The 19,664-nt window shown below is 47.5% G+C and carries 17 protein-coding genes; 16 read left to right on the top strand and 1 reads right to left on the bottom strand.

What is annotated here, in order from left to right:
* Window positions 1–109 precede the first annotated feature (109 nt).
* Window positions 110–541, bottom strand: coding sequence for a Ger(x)C family spore germination C-terminal domain-containing protein (locus tag CFI03_RS08705; protein WP_248757037.1), 432 nt, complete (start codon window positions 539–541; stop codon window positions 110–112).
* Between the two features lie 306 nt (window positions 542–847).
* Here CFI03_RS08705 and sigY point away from each other — a divergent pair, with 306 nt between their 5' ends.
* The 16 genes from sigY (at window position 848) to CFI03_RS08625 (ending at window position 19,131) form a co-directional block, all read left to right on the top strand.
* Entirely contained in the window at window positions 848–1,408 is a 561-nt protein-coding gene (gene sigY / locus CFI03_RS08700) for an RNA polymerase sigma factor SigY (RefSeq protein ID WP_248757036.1), read from the top strand.
* Window positions 1,380–1,775: a YxlC family protein gene (locus CFI03_RS08695; protein WP_248757035.1), complete on the top strand. Its 396-nt coding sequence runs from the start codon at window positions 1,380–1,382 to the stop codon at window positions 1,773–1,775. The genes sigY and CFI03_RS08695 overlap by 29 nt, the downstream gene beginning before the upstream one ends.
* A complete protein-coding gene (locus tag CFI03_RS08690; RefSeq protein ID WP_248757034.1) occupies window positions 1,763–1,954 on the top strand; it encodes a transcriptional regulator in 192 nt (63 codons plus the stop codon). Before CFI03_RS08695 ends, CFI03_RS08690 begins: the two co-directional genes overlap by 13 nt.
* 14 nt (window positions 1,955–1,968) lie before the next feature.
* Complete coding sequence (locus tag CFI03_RS08685; protein ID WP_248757033.1) at window positions 1,969–2,172, top strand: PLD nuclease N-terminal domain-containing protein; 204 nt, start codon at window positions 1,969–1,971, stop codon at window positions 2,170–2,172.
* On the top strand, window positions 2,172–3,098 hold the full coding sequence (locus tag CFI03_RS08680) for an ABC transporter ATP-binding protein (protein WP_248757032.1): 927 nt from the start codon (window positions 2,172–2,174) through the stop codon (window positions 3,096–3,098). The genes CFI03_RS08685 and CFI03_RS08680 overlap by 1 nt, the downstream gene beginning before the upstream one ends.
* Window positions 3,095–3,886, top strand: coding sequence for an ABC transporter permease (locus CFI03_RS08675; protein ID WP_248757031.1), 792 nt, complete (start codon window positions 3,095–3,097; stop codon window positions 3,884–3,886). The genes CFI03_RS08680 and CFI03_RS08675 overlap by 4 nt, the downstream gene beginning before the upstream one ends.
* Before the next feature lie 90 nt (window positions 3,887–3,976).
* Window positions 3,977–4,885 (top strand): ABC transporter ATP-binding protein, encoded by a 909-nt coding sequence (locus CFI03_RS08670; protein ID WP_248757030.1) that lies wholly within the window; start codon window positions 3,977–3,979, stop codon window positions 4,883–4,885.
* A complete protein-coding gene (locus CFI03_RS08665; protein WP_248757029.1) occupies window positions 4,882–5,715 on the top strand; it encodes an ABC transporter permease subunit in 834 nt (277 codons plus the stop codon). Before CFI03_RS08670 ends, CFI03_RS08665 begins: the two co-directional genes overlap by 4 nt.
* A gap of 85 nt (window positions 5,716–5,800) precedes the next feature.
* A complete protein-coding gene (locus CFI03_RS08660; RefSeq protein ID WP_248757028.1) occupies window positions 5,801–6,829 on the top strand; it encodes a LacI family DNA-binding transcriptional regulator in 1,029 nt (342 codons plus the stop codon).
* 226 nt (window positions 6,830–7,055) lie between these two features.
* A complete protein-coding gene (locus CFI03_RS08655) occupies window positions 7,056–8,141 on the top strand; it encodes a Gfo/Idh/MocA family protein (protein WP_248757027.1) in 1,086 nt (361 codons plus the stop codon).
* The gene (locus CFI03_RS08650; protein ID WP_248757026.1) at window positions 8,138–9,151 is read left to right on the top strand and encodes a Gfo/Idh/MocA family protein; all 1,014 of its coding nucleotides are present in this window, start codon (window positions 8,138–8,140) and stop codon (window positions 9,149–9,151) included. The genes CFI03_RS08655 and CFI03_RS08650 overlap by 4 nt, the downstream gene beginning before the upstream one ends.
* Window positions 9,152–9,164: 13 nt before the next feature.
* Window positions 9,165–10,175 (top strand): Gfo/Idh/MocA family protein, encoded by a 1,011-nt coding sequence (locus tag CFI03_RS08645; RefSeq protein WP_248757025.1) that lies wholly within the window; start codon window positions 9,165–9,167, stop codon window positions 10,173–10,175.
* A 17-nt stretch (window positions 10,176–10,192) separates the two neighbouring features.
* Window positions 10,193–11,269, top strand: a complete 1,077-nt coding sequence (locus tag CFI03_RS08640; RefSeq protein WP_248757024.1) for a Gfo/Idh/MocA family protein — start codon at window positions 10,193–10,195, stop codon at window positions 11,267–11,269.
* Window positions 11,270–11,375: 106 nt separating this feature from the next.
* Window positions 11,376–13,712 carry a helix-turn-helix domain-containing protein gene (locus CFI03_RS08635; protein WP_248757023.1) on the top strand — a complete coding sequence of 779 codons (2,337 nt, stop codon included), beginning with the start codon at window positions 11,376–11,378 and terminating at the stop codon, window positions 13,710–13,712.
* Between the two features lie 282 nt (window positions 13,713–13,994).
* A complete protein-coding gene (locus CFI03_RS08630) occupies window positions 13,995–17,180 on the top strand; it encodes a glycosyl hydrolase family 95 catalytic domain-containing protein (protein ID WP_248757022.1) in 3,186 nt (1,061 codons plus the stop codon).
* A 19-nt stretch (window positions 17,181–17,199) separates the two neighbouring features.
* Window positions 17,200–19,131 (top strand): DUF5010 domain-containing protein, encoded by a 1,932-nt coding sequence (locus CFI03_RS08625; RefSeq protein ID WP_248757021.1) that lies wholly within the window; start codon window positions 17,200–17,202, stop codon window positions 19,129–19,131.
* The last annotated feature ends 533 nt before the right edge of the window (window positions 19,132–19,664 follow it).

Raw genomic sequence — 19,664 nt, 5'->3', positions numbered from 1 at the left:
ATAAACCAAAGATTAGCGTTCCCGGAAATTAACCGGGAACGCTGATTTTATTTCGGCCGCCAATCTATCTTCACGCAGCCATTGATAAGACGGTATGAAATAAATAATGCTAATCTTGTTGAATCAAACTACCAAGATTGTTAATCGAGACATCTACGATGTATTTGACTTTCGTGTTAGGATAATATTCCGTTCGCCAGTCGGCTAGTTGATTAAATGGAATTTTACCTCTAAAGTAATTGCCCATTCCTATAGGATCACAAGCACTTTTTTGAAGTTTTTCGGTTATCCGTTCCAGTTCTTTATTAAATAACCTTTTGAGATCCGCTTCATGTTTGCTCTTAGGCTCATCGAACTTCGACTCGGTTAGCGCTACTTTCAAGGATAGCTTGCCGACAAGTTCCGGTCCGCTACTGGCTATAGAGCTTCTCCATTTCATACGGGCAGCATGTATGGTGACGCGTCGAATATTGGATTCAAATTGATCGCGAGGGCATTCGTAAGCAGCTAGAGCGTAATGCAAAAATCTGAATTGCAGCAAAAAAAACAGCCTCACATGAGAAACCATGAATCTTTATTTGCTTAGACTACTATATTTAATTGAATTGCGATAAACGTTAGTTGAGAAAACCAAATGGCAGCCGATCATCAGATGATCGGCTGCCATTTTTATAGAAAGAACGGGCATTAACCTCCATACATTTATTCAAATTATTAAGAAAACAATAACTTTAATAATTTTTTTCGCCCAATAGTGAACTTTTTACAGCGCTCGAGCGTCACAGTGCTGTTAAACCGTTTTTAATCAGTACAACGATCCCAAAAATAGAGAGGAGTCTCGTCTGCAATGAGCACGAACGAGTTCGAAGATTCGGCCGAGATCCGACTCGCGGTTCGGGGAGACGAACGTGCGTTGGCAAGACTTCTGCAATCGAATTATGAGATACTTTATCGTTACATGCTTAAAGTGACGATGAATAAAGCGTTAGCCGAAGACCTTGTTCAGGAAACAATGTTAAAAGCAATTGAGCGAATCGGTACATTTAAGGCAAAATCAAAATTTTCGACTTGGCTTATCGCAATAGCAACACATCTATACATGGACGAGTTGCGACGTAAGGGAAGAGAATACCGATCTCGTATCGACGAACAAGCCCTTCATGCGATCCGATTTGACACACTATTGGTCCAAGAAGAATGGCCTTATGCTCTTGATGTATTGGCTGGCATGCAGCCCAACGCACGAGTACCCATTCTTTTAAAGTACTATTACGGGTATTCTTACGAAGAAATCGCAGAATGGCTCGGTATCCCACTAGGAACTGTTAAGTCTAGGTTACACAACGGATTGAAACTGCTGCGAAAGGAGCTGCGATTGAATGATCAAGAGGATATCGAAAAAAAATAAAGTAAAGGTAAAAAACTTCAAACAACGAATGGAGACAGAAAATCTCGAAAGTCAGGAAAAAATTATAACCATTCTCACAGAATCCTTGAATAGTTGGGATGCAAGCATTGAGCTGCAAGTTCCGCACATAATCGAGCTGGAACAACTTATATCTGATCATAAGGAAAAAACCAAACGCAGGCTTTGGCGTGATCTAATACTTCTTTGGATGCTCGGTATCCTTGTAATCGGAAGTATGATGCTTATATATGATTGGAATGATAATGCGTTTTGGTTTCTACAATTATTAGGCGTGGTGGGTGGCTTGTTGTTCTTAAGATTCGTAAATCGTGAGAGCAGGGAGGCGAAATACAAATGGACAAGATGAAACTATGGGTAATGGTCATTGTTTTTCTTTTGTTACTTTGTCAGTCTTCCTGGCTCTACAGCGATGCGAGGAAACGCAGTCGCTACCCATGGATTTGGGCTATCTGGGGTCTCATTCAATTCCCCATGCCGCTATTTTTTTATTGGCTCATCATCCTTCGAAGAAAAAAACGCAAATAAGGAGAATATCCTATATGGACAAAATGACAAATACTCAGCTAGTCTCAATTATTGCTCCGCTTTTTTTTGTTCAAATATTGTTAATGGTGATTGCTCTTATCGCACTATATAGAGCTGAGCAAACTCGCGGGCCAAAGTGGCTTTGGGTCATTATTATCGTGGTTGGAAACTTGGTTGGCTCGATTGCTTTCTTTTTGTTTGGAAGGAGGTCAAGCTAATGAAAACACTGCTCTCCGTGGACAAGCTAACAAAAAAATTTGAACATACTTTGGCAGTCGATGATATTGGCTTTGAGATTGGCGAAGGCCGATGTGTCGCGTTGCTCGGCCCCAACGGTGCAGGCAAAACGACGACAATTCGGATGTTAACGGGATTATTGCAGCCAACTTCCGGATCAATCCAATTCTTAGGGATGAGACAAAATCAAGACCGTCGTGAATGGATTGGATACCTTCCGCAGACACCGGCTTTCTATGGTTGGATGACGGGTCGTGAATTCCTAATCTTTACTGGACAACTGTGTGGACTCTCTGCAAAAGATTCTGCCTTACGTGGAGAGGAGTTGTTAACACGCGTTGGAATTAGTTCCGCTGGCAAGCGAAAAATCTCGGGTTACTCGGGAGGCATGAAACAACGGCTTGGACTTGCACAAGCACTCATTCATCGGCCTAAACTGCTTGTATTAGATGAGCCCGTGTCAGCCCTTGATCCAATTGGCCGCCGCGAGGTAATGTCACTGATCGCTGAGATAAAGAGTGAAACAACAGTGTTGTTTTCGACCCATGTACTTCATGATGCTGAGGAACTTTGTGATGACATTCTCATTATGCGTGAGGGATGTCTCGCGATTAGTGGCCCTTTAACCAGTATCCGCGAGGCAAATCGCCAATCGATATTATCACTGGAACTTGAAGGTGATAACTACTCGCAACAATGGTTAGCAGGGTGGCTTAAGAGGGTTCCTAAAGATTTTAAGATCATATCAGAGTCTTCGTCAGGTGCCAGGATCATCGTGCAAGACCTCCACACAGCTCGAAACGCTTTGCTGAAAGAAATCGCAGAATACGAAATTAGAGTGGCAAAACTGGAAGTCGGATATACAACATTGGAGGATTTATTCCTTAAGGTGGTGACTGCACCATGACGAAATGGTTTGTTTTATTCCGCAAAGAGTATTTGCAGATGATTCGGAACTATACCATTATATGGCTGCCGATCAGTTTTATCGTACTTGGTGCTTCACAACCAATCACATCATTCTTCATGCCTGACATCCTATCAAGCGCTGGTAACCTGCCCGAGGGTTCGGTAATATCTATCCCTGCTCCAATGCCATTCGAGGTGATGCAAAGTTCTCTATCGCAATTCGGGGTTATCGGTTTACTATTGGTTTCATTAACCAGTATGAGTGCTTTGTCTAATGAGAGGTCTTCAGGTACTGCAGCGATGATTCTCGTTAAGCCTGTTTCTTTCGTGTCGTTTGTAACGGCTAAGTGGGCGGCTAACCTCTCGCTTACCGTGATATCGTTCACATTCGGTTACTGCACCGCCTGGTACTACACAAGCACTCTATTTTCACCCCTAAATTTTAAAGTAGTTGTTCTTGGTGCGTTGTTTTTTGCTCTGTGGCTCAGTTTTGTCGGTACACTAAACTTGATGTTTAGCTCACTCATTCGTAGCGCAGCTGCAGCTGCCTTTAGTGCACTTGCAAGCGCAGCAATGCTCTCTATTGCATCCAATACACTTCCGTTTAAGTGGAGCTGGAATCCCGGCCAACTTCCTGGTCTAGCCGCTAATAGTTTAGATGAGACTGCGCGATTGAACGGTAGTACATTTTCCATTTTGATTACTGTCGTCATAACGATATTGGCAATAGTCATGGCTCTGATCGTTGCTGCGATTTCCATGAGAAGACAACCATCAGACGGTTAATACGGGGTTAACAAATACATTGAGGTACAACCAGCATCTTTCCCGAGTGTATATAGTTACTGTCACCAATCTAATTATGGAGGCTATATCTTGAATTCACCTTACATCGAAGTTAGCGATATTGATAAGAGCTACGGCCAACAGAAAGTATTGAACGGGGCGTCATTCTCGATCGAAAAGGGGACCATCGTCGGCCTGCTTGGGCCGAATGGTTCCGGGAAAACGACGTTAGTGCGCCTGTTGAATGGCGTTATTCTTCCGGACCAAGGCAAGATGCAGGTAAGTGGATACGACCCGATCACCGACGGAAACGCCATAAGGCGCATAAGCGGAGTGGTTACGGAAGGTGCCGGACTTTATCATGAGATGAGCGGGGTTGCCAATCTACGGTTCTTCGCAAAGCTATATAACTGTTTCGACGAGCAGCGGGTCCAGAGTTTATTGAAGCAATTCGGCTTAGAAAGCTCGCAGGAGAAGAAGGTCGGTAGTTACAGCACAGGCATGAAGAAACGCTTGGCTTTGGCGAAAGCGCTCCTCCATCAACCGGAGATCTTGTTCTTAGACGAACCGACGAACGGGCTCGATCCAGAAGGCATTAACCAAGTCGTGAGCGATTTGAGATACATGAACGAAACCTTCGGGACGACGATCATTTTATGTTCGCACGTGTTGCATCAGATGGAGTCACTGTGTCATACCTACATTTTTATGAAGAATGGAACCATTCTTGATTCCGGAACAAAAAAAGAACTGATGAAGAAGCATGTGAAGACGATTCAACTTCGATTAACAACCGGGCTTGCCGTAGAAGGAGATCAATACCATGGCTATCCTATTCGGCGACTGGGACCAAATCAGGTCCAATTGGAACTATCTTCAACGGATCAGATTTCGGCATTACTCCGTCAGATATTACAAGAGTCATGGGTGCATACTTCAGAGATTATGAATCATGACCTTGAATCGCTTTATTTTCAAGTTAGAGGTGAGCAACAATGAACTGGAATCAGATTACAGCGATCGCACAGAAAGACATCAAGGCGATCACAAGCAATGTGCAAGTATGGCTCGGGCTAGTCCTTCTTCCGCTTGTGTTTGGAGTTCTGTTGCCGGGCGCCTTGATCCTGCTGTTGAAATCGATAAACTTTGTCGATAATGATCTTGTCGATATGGTACAGAAAGTCATTAAGCAACTGCCGGAAGGGGCAAAGAAAGAGCAGATTACGGAGCTTCCAACTTTCAATCACCAGATTATCTACATTTTCGTGAACTATACGCTTGGACCATTCTTCTTGATCATCCCAGTGATGAATTCTTTAATGATTGCGCTTAACAGCCTCGTCGGAGAGAAAGAGCGCAGAACCCTGGAAAGTCTAATGTTCGCACCGATTGAGGTAAAGGACCTGTTCTTCGGAAAATTAATTGCAACCTTCATCCCAACCTTCGTCGTCACATTGGCTAGCTTCATCCTGTGCGGCATAATTGTTAACGGGCTGTCATACTCCATGTTTGACGGTCTTATCTTCCCGAATCTATCCTGGGGGATCATCTTGCTTTGGGTGGCACCGATGTTCTCCGGACTGGTTATTCTAATAAGCATTTTCATCTCCGCACGGTCCAAAAGCTTTCAAGAAGCTCAGCAACTCGGAGGCGTCGTCGTGTTACCTGTTGTTGGGGCTGCCATCTCCCAAGTTACCGGAATCGTGCTCCTAAGTCCACAACTATTGCTAGGCGCCGGCTTTGTGCTGCTTATCATCAACTTCTTATTATTGCATCGGCTTACGAGGATGAACCAACGGCACGTATTATTTGAGCGCCAAGTTCATTGAAAAGATAATTCCATCTTGAAAATTAGATTAAAATCCTCTAGTATTTATGCAAACGTTAATTCTGTTGGCGAAAAGAGGATTGATCATGCCGGTAACGCTTAAAGATATAGCAGCGGAATTGAATATTTCGGCGACTACGGTTTCCCGTGCATTAAAAGACGATGCCCGTATTTCGAAGGAAGTTCGGGATAAGGTGAAGAGGGTTTCGCGCAAAATGGGCTACCGCCCCAATTTAATGGCCAAAAGTCTGGTCAGCAATCGGACGGATACCATCGGTTTCCTCGTCGATAATTTATCCTGGTCCTTCTTTAGTGAGCTTGCGGAATATGTTCAAAACGCGGCGGAACAGCTGGGGTATTCGGTGTTTATTTACAGTAGCCAAAAGAGCTGGGAACGGGAACGTGCAGGAGTGGAGCGCTTCTTGTCTCGCGGGATTGACGGGCTGCTTGTATTTGCAACGGAAATGAAGGAGAACTTTGCTTATTATGAAGAGTTAAGCGAGCTTGGAATCCCCGTTCTTTTCTTTAATCATTTCAATCATATGAACGTGAACTGCGTAACAACAGACGATTACGACGGGGCTTGTAAGGCGATGAGGCATTTGCTGGACCTAGGACACCGGAAAATTGGCTATATTGGTTCGAAAGAAGATAGTTCTTTCAAGCGGCAGCGTTTGAGAGCCTATTCGGATATGTTGGCAGAAGTGGGTGTAACAGAGACTTCTTCCAGGATAGCATTAGAAGAGGATGACCCGCTTTATGGCTATCGCGTTTCCCAGAAGTGGTTCAAGCCTGGGGCGGTAGATAAACCAACCGCGATCTTTGCGCAGAACGACATGCTTGCATTTGGCGCGATCCGTGCCATTATGGAAGCGGGTCTTCGCGTGCCAGAAGATGTATCGGTCATCGGTTTTGACGATTTGGACGCCTGCGAATGTCTGTACCCGCCACTCACGACCGTCAAAATTCCACTTAAGCGGCTAGCCGAAGCAGCGGTACGTTTTTTATCCGAACAAATCGGAGACGGCAGGGATGAGGATGACGCCAGACTCAAAACAACAATCAGTCCTAATCTTGTTATTCGTCAGTCAACGGCTCATGCAAAGGGAGAATAAAATCATTAACATCGGAACAACCCTCGAGAGAGGGTTGTTTTTTACGTTTAGTATTTATTTTAAGAAGCAGAAAAAATACAAATTGACAGTTTTGACCGGTTAGACTTATATTATTTATGCGAACGTTCGCATTAATTGAATTGCGGTGTTTAAGATGGTGTTTTTACTGCTTTTGGATTTGCGATTGCACAAATTAATCTCAGTCTTTGAGGAGGAGAAATTACAAATGGCAAGTGGAAAACTTAAAGTAGCCGTTCTTGGCCTGCACAACCATTATCACATTTACCCAATGGCCCGTTACATTGCTCAAGGCGATATTCCGGATATCGAATGGGCCGGCGTTTATGACGAGCGAACCCTGCAAGCGGAGAAATTCGCTCGAGACTACGGTCTGACAGAATGTTATCCGACGAGGGAAGCGTTATTTGCAGACCCAGACGTAGACGCGGTGCTCGTCATGAGCGACACTGGGGCGCATGAGCGTGACGTGCTCGACTGTGCGAAGCATGGCAAACATGTTTTGCTCGACAAACCGATTTCAATTACAACCGATCAAGCCGAGCGGATGGTGCGTGCGGCAGACAAAGCAAACATCGTGCTGATGATGGCGTATCTAATCCGTTATTTGCCGCCTTATATCAAGGCAAGACAGCTTATCGAGCAAGGCGTAATCGGCAAGCCGCTGACAATGAAAATTTCTATCCGCTGCCCGCTCTATTTCATCACCGATTCACCAGATGTTTCTGAGCCTGGCTGGTATGTTGATCCGAAGCGCGGAGGTTATGGAGGGTTTAATGATCATGGCATTCATTACACGGATATTATGCGCTACTTGCTTGGCAGCGAACCGGCTTCCGTCATCGGCCAGGTTGCAAAGCTGAAGCATAAGGACCTTGAGGTTGATGATTACGGAGTATGCATCGTCACAATGGATGGCGGAGAGATTGTGACGATCGAGAGTACCTGGCATGCACCGGGCTGGTATACCCCGATGATTAGTCAAGAGGAATGCACAATCGTCGGTACCGAGGGAGAGATTCAAATCCATTATCAGAAGAGCCCGCAATTGGAAGTATCCGGAAACGGTATTCAAGGCAGAGATTATTTCGACTGGCAGGGAGACGACCGCTATGAAGTGTGTTACCGGGAGTGTCTGCTCGATTTCGTGAAAGTCGTCCGGGGCGACAAACCGCTGTCAGTAAGCGGTAATGACGGGCTGCAGGCGCTGCGGGTCATTGAGGGAGCCTACCGCTCCTCTGAAACCGGACGTCTTGTTCATCTGACGGAAGTAAGCGAGGGGGCAAAGCTATGAATCAGGTTCGAATCGGAATTATCGGCGCCGGGAGAATTTCGCATGTGATGTCGAAGGCTCATTCGGAAGTACCGGAATCCAGGCTGCACGGCGTATTTGACATCGTACGTTCCTCGGCAGAGAAGCTGGCGAAGCAGTATAACATCCCGAACATTTATGACAGCTATCAGGAGATGCTCGCCTCCAGCGAGATTGATGCGGTGCTTGTCTGTACGCCTACATTTCTACATGAGCAAATTGTGATCGACGCCGTTAATGCGGGGAAACATGTCTTCTGCCAAAAACCGATGGCGCTCACGGTAGAGCAGTGCGAGCGGATGAATGCGGCAGCGCAGGAAAACGGCGTTATTTTACAAGTCGGATTCATGATCAGGTACACCCCGCCATTCGTGGAGGTGAAGGAACGTATTGACACTGGAGAAATCGGCGATATTATCGCCATCCGCTCGGCTGTGTTCGGCTGGGAGCCGACGGGGGAATGGTTCTATGATCCGCAGCAGGGCGGCGGTCTTCTGGTCGATACGATCATCCATACATTCGACCTTTACCGCTGGTATGCGGGAGAAGTGTCGTCTATCTATGCCGACGGAGGAGCTTACGTATTCGAAGGCGCGCGTAAATACGGGACAGCGGACAACATCATGTGCTCGTTGAAGTTTGCGAATGGCGCAATGGGAAGTATTTATGGCAGCTGGTCCAGCGGCTATGGCGACAAGACGCTTGAGATTTACGGCACGAAAGGCTCATTCTTTATCGATTTGATGGAAGCCCAGGGTGGGAGAGCATTTATCAAGAAAGACAGGGAATCGACATTACCAAGCCCAACTGAAGGCTGGAACAATCTCGGCGTCCTTTGGAAATTCGGTTATCAGCAAGAGGCACGACAATTTACGTACAGCATTCTTGGAAAAGTTCCGCCGCAGGCCACTGGTACTGATGCGGTTGCTGCGCAGAAGCTAGCCTTGCTGGCCGATCAGTCCATTCGGACCTCCTCGGTTGTGCATATGTAAGGGGGGCTGGACAATGATTGGCGTAGGCGTAGTTGGAACAGGCTTCTGGGCAAGAATGACGCATTTGCCTGCTTTCCGGACGATTGAGGGCTTCGAATTGAAAGCGGTTGCCTCTGGAAATCAGGTCAATGCGGACAAAGCAGCAGAACAATTCAATATCCCCGTTGCGCATGAGAATTACTTAGCGCTGGTGAAGGATCCCAATGTGCAGGTCGTTGATATATGTACCCCAAACAACTTACATGTGGACATCGCAATAGCGGCTTTTGCGGAAGGCAAGGATGTGATCTGCATCAAGCCGCTAGCGACAAGCCTGGCGGATGCTTACAGGATGGTTAATGAAGCAGAAAAACGAGGCTGTAAGCTCTACTATGCGGAAAATGTTCCTTTCATCCCGGCACTTGCCAAGTTAAAGGAACTGATAGACGCCAGCTTGTACGGTCCGCTCTTCCGGTTCAAGGCATGCGAGGGCATCGGCTCGCTGCATGCATCCTGGTTCTCGGATCCGGAGCGTGCCGGCGGAGGCTCGATCATAGACATGGCGGTACACGGGATGTCCTTCCTGCAATGGATGGCTGCGGGAAAAAAGGCGGTGAAGCTGTATGCCGAGGCGGGAACCTTTGTCCATAGGCAGAAGGCGGAGGATACCTCTGTTATTGTCATCCGCTTCGAGGATGGATCAATCGGCCAAACGGAGGACAGCTGGTCGCTGGCTGGAGGGTATGACTCGCGGTTTGAAGTGTTTGGCACGAAAGGGCATGCGCTCGTCGACCTGCTCTACCAGCATCCGATCCGCTCGGTGACGGGAAGTTCGGCTGAAGGCGGCGCAACCGTGTCACAGCTCCATCCTGTGGATGAGCATTTCGTGAAGGATGGCCATTTGAACATGATGACGCATTTCCGGGATTGCATCCGGGACGGCAAGGTTTGCCGTTCAGAAGGAGCGGAAGGATTTGAAATTATGGAATGGGTAGACGCCGCCTATCGTTCTATGCAAACGGGCGTACCGGTTTTATTCAAATAATATAAGGAGGTACAGCAATGGCAAAGCTTAGAATTGGCATGATCAGCTATGAGCATGTACACGCCGATTTTCGTTCCAAGGCACTGTCTGAGATGGAGGAGGTTGAAATCGTAGCAGTCGCAGATGATGATATGGTCCGCGGCGAGGCGGCAGCTAACCGTTACGGCGGGCAATATTACGGGGATTACCGTCAATTGCTTGAGCGCAAAGATGTTGACTTCGTATTTATACATTCCGCAAATGCCGACCATTTGCAAATGGTGCTGGACACGGTGTCTGCCGGCAAAAATCTGTTCTGCGAGAAACCGATCGCGACAAGTGCTGCGGATGCGCTAGCTATGACGCAAGCGGTGGAACGCGCCGGACTCCGCAGCACGGTTGGCTTCTGCAGCCGCTTCATTCCGGAAGCCGAGCGGGCAAAGGAAGTGATTGACAGCGGGCTGATCGGCAAGATCATCGGAGTACGGTCCGTTATCGGGCTGGCAGGCATTCAAGAAATCGGCTGTCCGGATTATATGACGAGTTGGATGGTCGATCCAGTTCGCGGAGGCGGAGGCGCGTTTATCGACGAAGGTGCACACGCTATCGACCTGTTGCGCTGGTATGCAGGCGATATTACCGCGGTATCCACGCTAACGGCAAACAATGCGAAGCCTATGCTAAGCGTAGAAGATAATGCGGCGACCGTTCTGCAATTTGAGAGCGGCGCTCTAGGTACACTAAATACGCTTTGGAGCCTGCATATCGATGTTGGTATGCGTAATACGCTGGAGATCTACGGTACTCAAGGAACGTTATCGCTGGAGCTGACAAGCAAGCATCCTAAGCTGCAGGTGTATTCCGAATTTATGGGAGGGCAGGCAAGCGGCAGCTGGTTCGAGCCGCATATTAAACCAAGGGAAGCGGAGCCGCATGATTATCAGAGCTGGCCGACGCACGCGCAGCATTACAAGCGTGAAGTAACGGACATTATCGACTGTCTGCGGCAGGACCGGCCGTTCCGCGCCAGCTTCCGCGACGGGTTGCATGTTGCGCAGGTCACTGATGCCGGTTACCTGTCAGCTAGAGAAGGAAGAACAATTAGCATCGGCTAAAAAAGAACTAGTTTCGCTAACATGGACATATTGCCGTCATTTGGAAAAGCGTGGTATGATTACAAAAAAATCGCGGGCATTTACTATTTTTGGGGGATTGGGAGCAATGAAATGGACCAGCGTTTTCCGCACGGCTTCCTATGTTTGGAGAAGAAATACATTCGCGAAGCTGCTGCTGTCTTTCATCATCTTAAACGTCCTGAATCTGATCATCGTCTTTGGACTGTTCTATTACAAATCCAATCAGATTATGAAAGACGAGATTGATCAGCTGTCTCACAAGTTGCTTGCCCAAACACAAAATGTGTCCAACTATTTGTATACATCCACCGTAAAAGGCGGCTATGATCTTTATTATGACGAAAGCGTCTATTCGGCTATGTTTTCCGGAGACGAGGTTGACGTCTATGATCAGCATAATCTAGTGACCCGGCTTAACCGATTTCTCCAATCCAACCCGATCGTGCAATCCATTTACTTATATAATTTTGAGCTGGATACGGTCATTTCCACGGCATATCCCAATATGAGTACCAACCTGTTTCCCGATCAGGAAATGACCTCATTCATGCGTAAATTCCATTATGACTCGCCGCGCATCCCTTATTTGCTGCGGCATGGGATGCCGGGCAAGCCAAAGGACAGTCCAACGCTGTCCATGATCGTAACGGAGCCGTCTTCCGACTCGGAGCTCGTACGCGGGGCAATGATTATTAATATTGATGATGTCCAGCTCAAAAACCTGCTGACCGAGATGTCCAGCGATCCGGTTAATCAGCTCTTCATTCTTCAGAGCGACGGCGAGTTCGTGACGGATTCCAGCTCGAGTCTATTTGCCGGCGAGCACTCCACGTTCCGCTATAACAGCGTCATTCAAAGAGCACATGATGCCAGCGGGACCTTCATTCGGACGATTGACGGCCACAAGTATGTAATCGCTTACCAGAAAACAAATTTATCCAGCACGGGATTTGTTTACGTCAGTGTTTATCCGTATTCGATTTTATTCAAAAGCTTAATCCGCATCAGGGATATTACATTGCTTAGCAGCGCACTCCTGTTGATCGTCAGCGTGCTCATTTCGGTGCTTCTCTCCCGGAACATCTATGATCCTATCCGTTCGCTGACTCAATACGCGAAGAAACAAACGAAGAACGGAGCGGACTTTGCCGAGGCTGGCGATATCGAGACTATATCACGTGTCCTGACTGCCGTCATTAAGAAAAACGAAACGCTGGAGCATGGCTCATCCCTCACAAGCAAGCTTCTACGAGAGCAATTTCTGCGCAACATACTGCTGGGGTACGAGGATAGCCGCAGCTCATTTCAGCGATTGGTTCAAGAACACGGCATTGAGCTTGGAGCGGCTGAACGTATCCGCATTATCGTAATTCGGATCGATCATTACCGGCAAGTCGAAGTCAGCTACGAAAGCGAAAGCCGTTATTTGCTCCGATACTCGGTATGCAATATAGCCGAAGAATCGCTTGCCGGCGCTTTCCGGACATTATCGGTCGACATCGGCACGGATCATATCGCAGTTGTACTGGACCAGACGATGCAAGGCGAGGAAACGTTATTAGCAGGCCTGGAAAAGGTTAGAGATAATATAAGCAAATATTTGAAGCTTAGCGTGACTATCGGTATCGGCGATGCTGTCGAGACACTCACGGAGGCCTCTTATTCTTATGAGGGAGCGCTCACCGCTTCGCAGTACCGGATGTTTTACGGACGGGGAACCATTCTGTTCCGTGAGCGGATGTTTGTCCATTCAACGTCTGACTATCCTTATGACAAAGAGAAAATGATTGCAGCAGAGCTAAAGCTTGGCAGGCCGCAGAAGGTGAAAGAGGCCATCGACAGCCTGCTGGGCGGGCTGGAGAAGTATCCTCACCGCGATCTCTATGCCGTGCTTGCTCAGATGATTATGAATGTTATGAAGACCGTACAGTTAACGCAAGCGAGGCCTAATCATCTTCCTGCGTTAAGTTATGATGGTGTATATGCTCAGCTAAGCAAGCTGGAGACACGAGAAGAGGTCAGGGAGTCTCTTACAGAGCTGTTTATAGGAGCAACGGAAGAGAAGACGGAGAGCAAGTCGGCAAAGAGCCAGGCTGCCATCGAGAAGGGCATTCAATATATTGAAGAGAACTACCAGCAGGTCGAATTCTCGGTAACGAACGTTGCGGAATATCTTCGCTATTCGGTCAGTTATTTGAACAAACTGTTTAACGAGCATACTGCCTTTTCCGTCCATGAATACATTAACCGGAAACGGCTGCTCAAAGCGAAAGAGCTGATCGAGCAGACCGATATCCTTATTAACGATATTGCGGGAATGGTTGGCTTCAGCTCCAGCAATTATTTTTATTTCGTCTTCAAGAAAGAATTTGGTCAGACGCCAAATGCCTGCCGCAGAATGCATCATGCAGAATCCGGATAATATCCGGGTTCTTTTTTTGTGCCTTTTTAAGTCAGAAGCGGGATTTGGACTCCAAAATACGTATTTTAGCCGTTTTTCTGAGAGAAAATCAGATTTTAAACTAGAGCCGAGCTTCTCTCTTGGTCCAATATTATGAAGGTAAGCCTGCTAATTTAAAGGAGGGGTAGGCAAAGAACGGTATATCGCAACCACAGGAAGGTATTCCAAGCTTAAAAGTGAAAGCGCTTCAAATTAGTCAGCTGCTCATTTTCTTTTTACGTAAAAAAATAGGTGAGGAGGGTTATGATGCAACGTTTAACAAAACCATTACGAAAAGGGCTGCTTCCACTGCTTTGTATAAGCATGGCAGCATCGATTGCGGGCTTCGCAGGGATGGCCTCGGCCAGCTCTACATCACAATCGTTTAATACAAGCACCGGCTCCTTAAACGTGGACTACGCGGGTTATTTGTCCAAGCACGATGTTGTGTTTAATGCACCTGTTACGGATCCGAAGAGCGGCTTGACTGTAGGCAACGGTCGAGTAGGGGCAATGGTATGGAATTCCGCCAGCGGGCTTACGATGCAGGTGTCTGGAGTAGATGCTTCAGAAGAAGGCTTTGCCTCGCAAGGGCTGGTCAATTTGAATACAAGCCCGGCTATGGATACAGGGTATACCGCGTTTCAGGAGCGGCTGTCGTTGTACGATGGTCTTGTGACGACCAAATATGATAATAATCGGACGGTCACGGTTCTAGGATCTCCGAATTCTGAAGTGATAGGCATTCACGTCGATGACAGCCGGACCGGTGTCTCTAATGTGTCGCTTGATCTGAGCCTATGGGATGTTTCCGGCTTCGGCGGCGGAGATGTCCCGGATATTTCGACTTGGAGAACGGTAACTACCTTCGCGGATACTGCTGTGGCCGGCTTTAGCAGGGGACAGACGGATGCTAATCATTTCGGTTACACCCTTGCTGCGACGGTAGAAGGAGCGAACTTCACCACGCAAACCGTGAACGGCAGCAAGGTAAGGCTGAACATTACGCCTTCCTCCAGCTACACTATTTGGATCGCCTGCGCAAGCAGACTTAACGCGCCAAGCTATGATTCAGTAACGCAAGCCAAAAATCTGCTCACTAGTGTAAAAAGCACGGGCTACTCTACTACGTTAACGAACTATAAAAACTGGTGGCATAACTTCTGGGCCAAATCTTTCGTGCAGTATTCCAATACAGTCGGCGATGCGGACTATATGGAAAATATTTATTATCTCGCAACTTATATGATCGCGGCCGGCGGGTACGGAAATTATCCGTTTCATTTCATAAACGGAGTATTCAGTGCGGTAAAAGACGACGACAGCAGCAAGTGGAGCAATGCTTATTGGTACTGGAATCAGAGGGACATTTACAACTCCTTCCTTGCCTCCAATCATACCGACATGATGAATGTATTCAACAATATGTACAGCCGCAATTTCAACACGCTTAAGTCCTATACGATGACCAGGTACGGCATTGACGGGATCTGGGTGCCTGAGACGATGGGATGGAACGGCAGCGCGGCGGGAACGATCGGCAGTGACTTCGTCAACGATATTTATTCGACAGGCGCGGAAGCGGCACTGAACATGTATGCCCAATACAAGTACACGAACGATTCCGCCTATCTGAGCAATACGGCGTATCCGTTTATGAAGGAAGTAGCCAAGTTTTATGCAAGCAAGCTTTCTTACAACAGCAGTACCGGCAAATATTATATGGCTTCTTCCAATGCTCATGAGACTTATTGGGATGTCCAGAACGCGATCACAGATCTGGCTGCTGTCAGAAGCTTGTTCCCGAAAGTGATTCAGACGAGTCAGACGCTAGGTCTCGACAGCACGCTTCGCAGCGGGTGGCAGAACATATTGAACAATCTGGCCGACTATCCGGTTGATCCAAGCGATCCCAACAAATATTTCCCTCATACGCCGCCCGCCTCAACGATTCGCAACGGGGAGAATATCGTGCTGGAGCTGCTGTGGCCTTATAGTGTCAGCGGTATCGGAGCATCGGATTACCAGAAGCTGGTCAACAATTTCAACAGCCGTATCTTCACCTATGGCGCCATTTGGGATCCAGGAGCGATCCAGGCTGCACGTCTTGGCTTAGGCGACAGCGCCTTCCAAGGGATGAAGACGATGCTTCAACGTTATCAAGCGCTGCCAAACGGCCGCACGAACGACACGAACGGCGAGTTTGAATACTTAGGCGTACATTTGTCCGCCATTAATGAATCGCTTCTGCAAAGCTATAACGATAAAATCCGCGTGTTCCCTGCACTGCCGGGCGATACGAACTTCAACTCGAAATTCACTCTTCTTGCTAGCGGCGGATTCCTCGTCAGCTCCGAGAAGGAGAGCAACGAGATTAAATACGCGGGCATCAAGAGCCTATACGGTAATACCGCAACGGTAGTAAATCCGTGGGGGACTCAGCAGATACAGGTTCGAAGAGCTTCGGATAATGCTATTATTCTGACATCTTCCAATGCCGAGTTTACCTTTAATACAACTGCTAATACGGTATATGTTATTGAAAGAACTGCGAAGCCGCTCAGCAGCTACACGTATACTCAGCTTACCGGTACGGCTAATCAAGGTGTAAAAAAGCTAACTGGAACAGCAAGTGTTCTTGGTTCCTCGCCTTCAACTGGAGGAACAGATCCGCTCGTTAACGATGATGCTTCGACTGGATTCTCATACGACAGCGGTTGGTATAACAGTGACGGCAGAGGACTGGGTGACTATAACGACGATATTCACTACACGGTCACAACCGGCGCGACAGCTCAGTATACGTTCACGGGTACGGGCATCGATTACTACAGCGAGAAGAACAGTGATATGGGTAATGTGGATATTTATATCGACAACGTATTCCAAAAGAACGTGAATCTGAATGTCAGCGGTTCCCGTCAGGTGCAGCAAGTGGTCTTTAGCGTCACTGGTCTGGCGAACGACAGCCATACAATAAAAATCGTCAGCAAGACATCACAAGTTGCTGCTATTGATGCTTTCAAAGTATATACCGGGACTAGCGCAAGCACGGCGCCAATCGGTTCAACGATTTCGTTGCTGTCAATGGCTAACAGCATGTATGTGACAGCGGATAATGCCGGCGCCGAGCCGTTGATTGCTAACCGCACAGCCGTTGGACCTTGGGAGCAATTTGTTGTGGTGGATGCGGGCGGCGGCAAGATCGCTCTGCAAGCGGTCGCCAACAACAACTATGTATCAGCATCTAACAACGGAGCAGGCAGCTTAATTGCAAGTGCAACGACAATTGGCAGCAGTGAAAAATTCACCTGGATTGTGAACAATGATAATACGATTTCCCTTCAATCGGCCGTTAATAATCAATATGTGTGTGCCGACAATACGGGCGCTGATCCGCTCATTGCGAATCGCGCCACCATCGGGGAATGGGAGAAATTCCGGCTGTAAACTAAGGGAGGTGTGAACCATGAGGATGATTAGAAAAATGTTGATATTGGCTATCGCTGTGATAGTCGCTTTACCTCTATTGTTAAATCAATCAGAAACTGCAAGTGCTTCGACGGCCGTAATTGGCGAGACCATTGCGCTGAAAGCCTTGTCCAATAATAACTATGTAAGTGCGGATAATTCCGGCAGCGATCCTTTAATTGCAAACCGGACTTCAACCGGCGTCTGGGAGCAGTTCGTTGTTGTTGATGCAGGCGGCGGATTATTTGCTTTGCAGGCTAACGCCAATAACAAGTATGTATCTGTGCAGCCGACCAGCAATCTGCTTGTAGCGAACGCAACCTCCATTGGTGCAAATGAGAAGTTTCAGATTATCGATGCGGGCGGCAGCAACATCTATATCAAAGCTAACTCTAACGGTAAATATGTCGATGCGGATATAGCTCCAACTTTACCGCTGATTGCGGATCGGACCAACGCAGGTCCTTGGGAAACATTCGAGAAGGTCGTCATCTCCAGTCCACAGCTGCAAGGTCCGCATTATTTAGGGGTGACCTTTGGTTTCTCCGATACAACCTTGCATGGCGGTTCCTACGTCAACCAAGGAAATCCGATTTATAACCTGCCGATGTTCAAGGCTTCGTCGGATGAGTCCAAATTCTGGGATAACTATGTAGAAGAGCTCGTATCGTCTGGCGTCGATTTTGTAGCTCCTACCATTCGCGGCTATCTGGATCCCCCAATGAGTGCCAACAGCGGAGGAGATACGAGAAAGCTGAGCGGATTGGTTGATGCGATTAATCGGAGAGGTGTAGCCGGACAGCTTAAAATCAGCGCTCTGGATGATACGCCGGCTTCGATGACGGATAAGAAAAATGCGTTTAAGCACGGAACGGGCGGTTATAATCCTCCGTTTGATATCGGTGATGCCACGGGTGCGGGAGAAGGCGGTTACCAGTATATTTGGGACCATAACCTTCGCGCTTTTTTCCAGACGGTGCCTGACGCTATGAGATTCAAGATAGACGGCAGGCCGGTCATCTACGAATGGGGAATCGGGGATTTCGCCTTTACGAACCAAGGGAATGGCAATCTGAAAAAGATGGTTCAGTATATTCGCCAGAAAGCGCAGGATGAGTTCGGTGTGAATCCTTATCTGATCGTTGACCAGTCATGGCTGTCAGAAGATCCGACTGTCGCTTCCGTTGTTGATGGGGTTGACGGCTGGTTCCCGGTTCCGGGAGGGAAATCAGTTACTTCTTTCAATGGCCATAACTATGGCGTTACGGTTCCGTCGTTCCGCTTCGTTGTTGGTTCCACTAATATGGTCATTGATGCGAACCACGGGCAAACGCTGAAGGATAACTTAGCCGCTACTGTATCAGGCAGTCTTGTAACTCTAGTGGAGGGCTTCTCCGATTGGGAGGAAAACGCAGCGTTGTGGAGAGGCAGGGAAGGGACTTATGCCCAAACTCAATACGATTACCCGAACCAAATGATAAATATTTTACGGAAATATTCGCAGAATCCATTCCCGGCTGCCAGGAGAATAGAGGCCGAAAGTGCAGATTCCTACTACGATACAACACAAGGAAGCGTATTTAGCGGAATTTACCGTGACGGCAGCATCGATGTCGAGAACGCAGGAGATACGGGCGGCGGTTGGGATGTCGGCTCGATTGCAGCAGGGGAATGGCTGGAGTGGAAAGAAATTCCGCTGCAAGGAACGGTCACGATGAAAGTACGGATTGCGACGCCTAACAGCGGGAAACGGCTTCGTTTTGTCATCGACGGCACACCTGGAGCGACAATTACACTGCCTAATACCGGCGGCTGGCAGACCTATCAAACGGTCGACGCAGGTATGTTCACATTCCCGAGCGGCACGTATCATACGGTTCGAATTGAAATGATCGATGGTGATTTCAATCTTAATTATTGGTCTAACTAGTAACGGATAGCAAAGCGGGAAAGTCGTGAGATGCTGAGTATTACGAGTCAGCGTCCCACGGCTTTTTTCTTTAATTGGAGCGGAACAGATATCATTTTGATGTGAAATGCTGACTCCAATTATCGCGTTTTTGTCATTTATCTGAGTGATAATAGGATTTTGAACTAGTTTTCGTAGAGATTGAAATGGTTCACTATAGGAGTCGTAAAGCACAAATGTAGGGAGGATATTTGTATTTTGATAAAAGCGGGTCTGTAGGCGGGGCTAAGAAATTGAGCCTCCTATAGTTAACAAATTAATACCAACCTATAAAGTTTAGTTTTACCTCCGTGAAATTAATAACAGAGTCTTTTAGTATGGAAGTTGGGTTAATGGGTAGGCAAGAGCCTAATAATGTCTACTCCCCAATTGACGCCCTCTTCCTTGCTGAAGATAGTATGAAAACCGAGTTGGCGAAACGCGATGCAGCAATTGGATGTAATTATTGCTGAAACTCAAAAGCAAATCGATGCATACCTTGTAACTAAAAAGTA

Source organism: Paenibacillus sp. ATY16 (assembly GCF_003399985.2).
GTDB lineage: Bacteria > Bacillota > Bacilli > Paenibacillales > Paenibacillaceae > Pristimantibacillus > Pristimantibacillus glycanilyticus.
The sequence above is the reverse complement of the archived record's forward strand: the minus strand, read 5'-3'. Positions and strand labels throughout refer to the sequence as shown.

Bases quoted from the DNA above. Each gene is read 5' to 3' on its own strand.
- sigY (WP_248757036.1), top strand. From the start codon at position 848: ATGAGCACGAACGAGTTCGAAGATTCGGCCGAGATCCGACTCGCGGTT.
- CFI03_RS08695 (WP_248757035.1), top strand. From the start codon at position 1,380: ATGATCAAGAGGATATCGAAAAAAAATAAAGTAAAGGTAAAAAACTTC.
- CFI03_RS08690 (WP_248757034.1), top strand. From the start codon at position 1,763: ATGGACAAGATGAAACTATGGGTAATGGTCATTGTTTTTCTTTTGTTA.
- CFI03_RS08685 (WP_248757033.1), top strand. From the start codon at position 1,969: ATGGACAAAATGACAAATACTCAGCTAGTCTCAATTATTGCTCCGCTT.
- CFI03_RS08680 (WP_248757032.1), top strand. From the start codon at position 2,172: ATGAAAACACTGCTCTCCGTGGACAAGCTAACAAAAAAATTTGAACAT.
- CFI03_RS08675 (WP_248757031.1), top strand. From the start codon at position 3,095: ATGACGAAATGGTTTGTTTTATTCCGCAAAGAGTATTTGCAGATGATT.
- CFI03_RS08665 (WP_248757029.1), top strand. From the start codon at position 4,882: ATGAACTGGAATCAGATTACAGCGATCGCACAGAAAGACATCAAGGCG.
- CFI03_RS08660 (WP_248757028.1), top strand. From the start codon at position 5,801: ATGCCGGTAACGCTTAAAGATATAGCAGCGGAATTGAATATTTCGGCG.
- CFI03_RS08655 (WP_248757027.1), top strand. From the start codon at position 7,056: ATGGCAAGTGGAAAACTTAAAGTAGCCGTTCTTGGCCTGCACAACCAT.
- CFI03_RS08650 (WP_248757026.1), top strand. From the start codon at position 8,138: ATGAATCAGGTTCGAATCGGAATTATCGGCGCCGGGAGAATTTCGCAT.
- CFI03_RS08645 (WP_248757025.1), top strand. From the start codon at position 9,165: ATGATTGGCGTAGGCGTAGTTGGAACAGGCTTCTGGGCAAGAATGACG.
- CFI03_RS08640 (WP_248757024.1), top strand. From the start codon at position 10,193: ATGGCAAAGCTTAGAATTGGCATGATCAGCTATGAGCATGTACACGCC.
- CFI03_RS08635 (WP_248757023.1), top strand. From the start codon at position 11,376: ATGAAATGGACCAGCGTTTTCCGCACGGCTTCCTATGTTTGGAGAAGA.
- CFI03_RS08630 (WP_248757022.1), top strand. From the start codon at position 13,995: ATGATGCAACGTTTAACAAAACCATTACGAAAAGGGCTGCTTCCACTG.
- CFI03_RS08625 (WP_248757021.1), top strand. From the start codon at position 17,200: ATGAGGATGATTAGAAAAATGTTGATATTGGCTATCGCTGTGATAGTC.